Below are 5,508 nucleotides of genomic sequence, written 5' to 3'. Positions count from 1 at the left end.
AGGATTTCCATACTGATCACCCTGTGTTCTCCTGCTCAAAAATTGAGCAGAAGCAGTTGAACACCTGGGTCAGTTTTCAGTCGGCAGAACAGCCTCTACTGGGTCAGTTTTCGGTCAGCGGCAACACTCAGCTGGCTGAACCGAGCAGAACAAGCCGAAGACACTGATGGCCAGTTCATTTTTCTGTGGATCGCATTCAACGCAGCCTACGCCACCGATATCGACGAGCAGCAGCGGTTATCCGAACAGGAAACCTTCAAAGCATTTCTCGAAAAACTGTGTTCACTTGATAGCGCCAACAGCATCGAGAAGCTCGTCTGGTCGGAGTTCCCCGGTAGCATCAGGGTGCTACTGGACAACCCGTATGTCTTCCAAAGCTTCTGGGATCATCAAAGCGGAAAGATCAGCGAAGAACAGTGGAAAGAGCGCTTCGCCAGTGGAAAAAAGGCAGCAGCTTTGGCGCTGGCCAACCGTAACACGCCAGCGGTACTTGGCGTGATGTTCAACCGGATCTACACCCTGCGAAATCAGCTCATACACGGCGGTGCGACCTGGAATGGCCGGGTTAACAGAGACCAACTGCGAGACTGCAGTAACCTTCTCAGCAAGCTAGTGCCCTTGATCATCCAGATCATGCTGGACAACCCAGACACCTTATGGGGCGATGCCAACTACCCAGTGGTTGGCTGAGGATGGACGCCGGTTCATCTTGACCGGATGCACCAATGTCTGTAATTCATTCATTTGAGGTTTGGGGTCCATCCTTCGCCTAGCCGTGGCGCAGTTCGACAAGAACTGCGCCACATACGAAGCCAGAACTGGCGCAGTTCATGAAACTGCGCCAAGTCATCAACGCCCGCGAACGCTGCAATGCTGCTGGCTCGAAATCAAAAAACAACAGCTACTTGAACAGTCGAATCCACTCACGATTCACCAGGGATCGACAGATAGCAGGTGAACCTCCGAAGCACCGATGCGAGACCGTCTTCATTTGCGCCTCTGCCATGAATGAAATCTCTTCTCCGTCCTGATTGAGAAGTACGCCCCCAGCACCTTTTAGCAATGCATGCCCTGCTACCACGTCATGCGCGGAAACCTGGACAAGTGACACGCCCGCAACCCCATCACCTGCAGCTACACGAGCTAACCGGTAGGCAATGCTTGGCATCGCGACAAATCTACCCGGAGCACACAATTCAGAATTTAGCTCTGGCTTCATCCTGGCAGCAGTACTGACCATTACTCGACTGCCTGAACTCCACTCCTGTTTTGACAGATTCGCGTCAACCGGCTCGCCATTACGCAACACTGATGGCATACCCTTAGCCCAAGCGATGCAGTCAGCAGGGCGCCCCTCCAGTACAGGCGCATACACAACACCGAGAACAGGCTGAGCATTTTCAAGAAGTCCTACCGAAATGGCAGAGCCCTTGAATCCCTTCAGAAAGTCAGCAGTCCCGTCGTTAGGATCCACCACCCAGCAGAGCGGGGCACCGGTCAACGAATGCCCTGTTTCCTCGCCCCAGAAATCTCCATCCAACAGATCCAGCAGGCAAGGCCGCAATAGAGCCTCGATTTCTACATCAACATCCGCTTTATCACCCGCTCCGCGAGGCCCCTCAGGACGCTGCCACTCTGCGACTAGAAGCTCGCTTGCCCTAGTGACCACCTGTGTGACCCTAGAGAGCAGCGATGAATAATCCATGTGTTTTCTCCAGCGCTCATCCAGCCTTAAGAACCAGCATGCAGCCGCAGCTCAACGCGGAGTCTTCGGCACAATGCCGACCTGCATGCCAAAGGGATTAAACACGCTGTTCAGAGTCTGAACCGTCGGGTTGCTCTCATCCAGTTCCAGCTGTCGCAAGGCGCGCAATGACAACTTGCACATCTGTGCAAATCTGGCCTGCTGCAAGCCAGTCACCTCCTTACGCAGACGCCGCACTGCTCCTCCAATCGTGATCTCGCCGCTAGCCAACTGCTGCTGCAGCTCATTCAAAATGCGATTGCGCTCAAGAATGTCCATTTAGACCAACCCCCACTGAAGCATCCGCTGCTGGAGATTTCTCAGGGCTATACGAGGGTGACTCATGGTTGAGTCGGGAAGCCCTTGTGCACTCAGCAAGTCAGGTAGCGCGAGGAAGTCCTGAGCTGCCAACCGCAATCGCTGGTACAGCTCATCGGCATTAACCCACCCCGCGACCTCATCACAGGCCCTTCTCCAGTTAACCTCTCCAGCAAGCTCGATGTGCTTTGGCCACTTCGTCGTACGCGTAACCCCCTCTTCGTCCATGACCATCGGCGCTAGGTCGTAGATTGGCGCCAACCGAACCCCCTGCTCGCAGCGGAGAATCGCGGTGTTGCGTCCGTGGTTATCTGAATTGCCGAGAATCTGGTTCAGCAGATCGCGCCGCATGTATTCAAACACCAGATCTCCGATCTGCTGTTCCTGTCCAACAGCTCGCCATAGTTCAACCAGATTCCCCAGCACGTGCGTGTGCAGCATGTAGCTACCCGCCTCGGTTACACCGCATAGCGAGTACATGGACTCAACGGCAGTTCGGCTAACCCCTGCGGGGCTAATCTCGCGATCAAAGCGATGCATCCAGAGACTGGGCTTATTGCCCTCCTCCAATGCCAACCCTTCAGCTGCAACCGTATCCATTCCGAGCTGCTGGACGGCACGATAGAAGCAGTATTCGCTGCGCAGGATGTCCTGATCGGTCTGACTGGCTTTGTTACGCGCGAACTTTACAAACCAGTGCTGGGCTGCGTCTGCATCTGGCAACACGGCATCTGGATGCAGGGCGCCCTGACGATCTTCAGTCAGCAACAGCTTGGGGGCCTCACCGCCAGCACCTGTCGCCCCACCAATCGCTGCGCCCTGTTCATACGCGTACTCCAGGAATCGTGAGTCCCGACTAATAACCTCATCGCGCGTAAAACCGAGCACAGGGCTGCCCGCAATCGCCTCGACGGACTCCTTGATACGCAGATTGCCAATTGGCGCTGGTGTGCATCGCCCAAGAAGGTAGAGATCAAGATTGAGACCCTCGGGCCGCTCGCCGCCCAAACGCTTCAGTAGAAAGCGTCTTGCTGCACCTGATGGCAGGATGTCGAAGAGAAACGCAGGCGCCTTCTTATCTCGCCAAGAATCCCATCCGAGAGGGTAAGCTGCACTGACAGCCACATTCAGCCGAGTGCCTACAGACTCCAAGGAGTCAACCAGATAGCCCTGCTGGTAGCCACAAGCACAAGCACCCTCCAGCCCTTCCTCGGGCTGCTCGAAACGGATCTCCATGGCATTGCGCCACTGGCCATCCCTATAAACCTGCAGAGTAAGATTGTGCATATCAGTCACCGGCACTTTAATGCCCAAACAGTAGACGCACACACAAAAAAAGGCAATTTAATGCCTAAAAAATCGTCTTAGCCACAGACAAAGGCATTAAAGTGCCTCAATCTCAAGAACTAGTTCCCGCTTCGGAGGGCGCTGCCCGTGTTCAACTCCCCAGTAAGGATTTGAACCCGCGCCCAGCAAAACTGCCCAACTGGCAACACTTACACTGGGCATATTTGGATGCGCTATTGACGGAAGGCTCAAGGTTCCTATACTGCAGATCGGCTGAGTGAAATCCTACAAATCAGTTTTTTGGGGCCAAGCGCCCGAAACACTGATTTGAGCTGGGCATTTGTGTCTTTGGATTCAAATCCCCCCGGCTCCACCATCAACCACACAAGAGCTTGATTTAATAGGCTTTTGTGCTCAGTCTACCGGCCGTTCCAGGCCGGTGTGACACTGAGGTGTGACACTCATGTGGGGCATCGCTTCGGTGCCTACCATGAAACCCTCCCCCTCCTACCTCACACGCAACCGACACGGAACCTTCTACTTCCGCATCGTGATTCCACGACCATTGCGAGCCTTGCTCCATGGTCAGCGAGAAGTCAGACGTACCCTGAAAACAGACAGCGAAAGGCTGGCGCGTAAGCGTGCCCGGCAATACGTCGCACGCTACGAAGCCGTCTTTGACAAGGTATTGAACATGGTTGAGCGTGATGAACTTGGCCTAACCGAGGCCGACTACCAAGAACTAATGGAGCTTGTCCCAGACTTCTCCAGCCCCCAGAACGAAAGCAACCCGGCAGAGCCCATCCTTTCAGACAAGGAAATCGAGGCTCGCCAGCGCCGCCGAGAGATTGAGCGCCTACTTACTGGTGCCTACGGCCGTCCTATTCCAACCGAACTTGAGCAGACGGCACAGCAACTGCTCGAACTTTCACACGCCTACCAACCGACAGAGCTTCGAGCCATTCTGCCGAAGCTTCGAGACGAACTGGCGCTGGGTAGGCTCACGGGGACTCGTACAGCATCAGCACTCCCAGCCATCCATCGGGTTGACCCGGCGATGGCAAACTGGACGCTCTATCAAGTCTGGCAGCACCGGCTAGAGCTGGATAAGGCCGACACCGCCGAGAAAAGTGGCCAAGCAAACTATGGCGGATCGTTGGAGCTGAACGAGCGGTTCGCCAGGGTGATGACAGTTCTTACTAATCACAAACCAGTATGCGAGCTATCCAAACAGGATTGGCAGGCAGCCTATGACACTGCGCGCAAAATGAAGGTCGGAGCAGAAGCCTCCATCGATCCGCCGACTCCGCGCGATGACCTGCTAACCGACGATCCGGAGCAAATGGTGGGACACGAGCGCACCAATGCCTTCATCGATGCGATAAAACGGATGCAGCATCACGCCCGCACCCTTGATCTGACGGCAGTCAGAGAGGACGAGTTGCGCATCAAGCATGTGAAAAAGAGGGAGTCAGCACGCACCCGCGACGGCAAACCCTTCTCCGCCCCCGACATTGAAGCGATCTTCTCGAGCTACATCTACCGAGGCACACCACCCGCTAACAGAACAAAAGCGTACCCGTTCTGGTTCTGGCTCCCTCTAATCGCTTACTTCACCGGAGCCCGAACAAACGAGATAGCCCAACTCAACACCGCTGATATCCGCGAGGTCGATGGGCATCCGTGCTTCGATTTCTGCCCGGACGATCCGAAAGCCTTCGAGGCGAAGCGAATCAAAACAGGAGAGGCCCGCCAGGTGCCCATTCACCCGCGCTTGATAGAACTGGGATTCCTGGAGTACGTAGACAGCCAACGCCAAGCCAAACAAAAGAAACTGTTTGGCGACGGCCTGACTTACCTACCGCCACGAAACGGAGAGACAGACCATAACAAGGAGGGATGGGCTAAAGCGGCCAGCAAGTTCTTTAACGAGAGCCTGTTGTGGCTCAATGATTCTGGACACCCCGATAGGGCGTTAAGCTTCGCCCAGCAATGAGGTGTTTACGTGAGCAGAAGATCATTCAGTGTTGCCGCTGACCGAAAACTGACCCAGTAGAGGCTGTTCTGCCGACTGAAAACTGACCCAGGTGTTCAACTGCTTCTGCTCAATTTTTGAGCAGGAGAACACAGGGTGATCAGTATGGAAATGATGGGCAAAA

General features: G+C 54.9%; 4 protein-coding genes and 1 pseudogene. 2 read left to right on the top strand and 3 right to left on the bottom strand.

Annotated elements, in window-relative coordinates; all coding sequences use genetic code 11:
* Positions 1 to 126: 126 nt before the first annotated feature.
* Positions 127 to 690, top strand: a pseudogene (locus tag HBN63_RS21210) (hypothetical protein); the annotation flags it as partial.
* Between the two features lie 211 nt (positions 691 to 901).
* Here the strand turns inward: HBN63_RS21210 and HBN63_RS21205 are convergent.
* Genes HBN63_RS21205 through HBN63_RS21195 form a run of 3 tightly spaced genes read right to left on the bottom strand, consistent with a single transcriptional unit; the run spans position 902 to position 3,349 of the window.
* On the bottom strand, positions 902 to 1,705 hold the full coding sequence (locus HBN63_RS21205) for an inositol monophosphatase family protein (RefSeq protein ID WP_170050795.1): 804 nt from the start codon (positions 1,703 to 1,705) through the stop codon (positions 902 to 904).
* 51 nt (positions 1,706 to 1,756) lie between these two features.
* On the bottom strand, positions 1,757 to 2,023 hold the full coding sequence (locus tag HBN63_RS21200) for a helix-turn-helix transcriptional regulator (RefSeq protein ID WP_003459718.1): 267 nt from the start codon (positions 2,021 to 2,023) through the stop codon (positions 1,757 to 1,759).
* Positions 2,024 to 3,349 carry a HipA domain-containing protein gene (locus tag HBN63_RS21195; RefSeq protein ID WP_170050794.1) on the bottom strand — a complete coding sequence of 442 codons (1,326 nt, stop codon included), beginning with the start codon at positions 3,347 to 3,349 and terminating at the stop codon, positions 2,024 to 2,026.
* A 490-nt stretch (positions 3,350 to 3,839) separates the two neighbouring features.
* Between HBN63_RS21195 and HBN63_RS21190 the strand changes: the two genes are divergently transcribed.
* Positions 3,840 to 5,345, top strand: a complete 1,506-nt coding sequence (locus HBN63_RS21190; RefSeq protein ID WP_262499072.1) for a DUF6538 domain-containing protein — start codon at positions 3,840 to 3,842, stop codon at positions 5,343 to 5,345.
* Positions 5,346 to 5,508: the final 163 nt, after the last annotated feature.

This window comes from Pseudomonas sp. WS 5011 (assembly GCF_012985775.1).
GTDB lineage: Bacteria > Pseudomonadota > Gammaproteobacteria > Pseudomonadales > Pseudomonadaceae > Aquipseudomonas > Aquipseudomonas peli.
Note: the sequence above shows the minus strand (reverse complement) of the source record. Positions and strands in the feature narration are given on the sequence as shown.

Coding starts and splice junctions, on each gene's coding strand:
- HBN63_RS21205 (WP_170050795.1), bottom strand. CDS start 1,705: ATGGATTATTCATCGCTGCTCTCTAGGGTCACACAGGTGGTCACTAGG.
- HBN63_RS21200 (WP_003459718.1), bottom strand. CDS start 2,023: ATGGACATTCTTGAGCGCAATCGCATTTTGAATGAGCTGCAGCAGCAG.
- HBN63_RS21195 (WP_170050794.1), bottom strand. CDS start 3,349: ATGCACAATCTTACTCTGCAGGTTTATAGGGATGGCCAGTGGCGCAAT.
- HBN63_RS21190 (WP_262499072.1), top strand. CDS start 3,840: ATGAAACCCTCCCCCTCCTACCTCACACGCAACCGACACGGAACCTTC.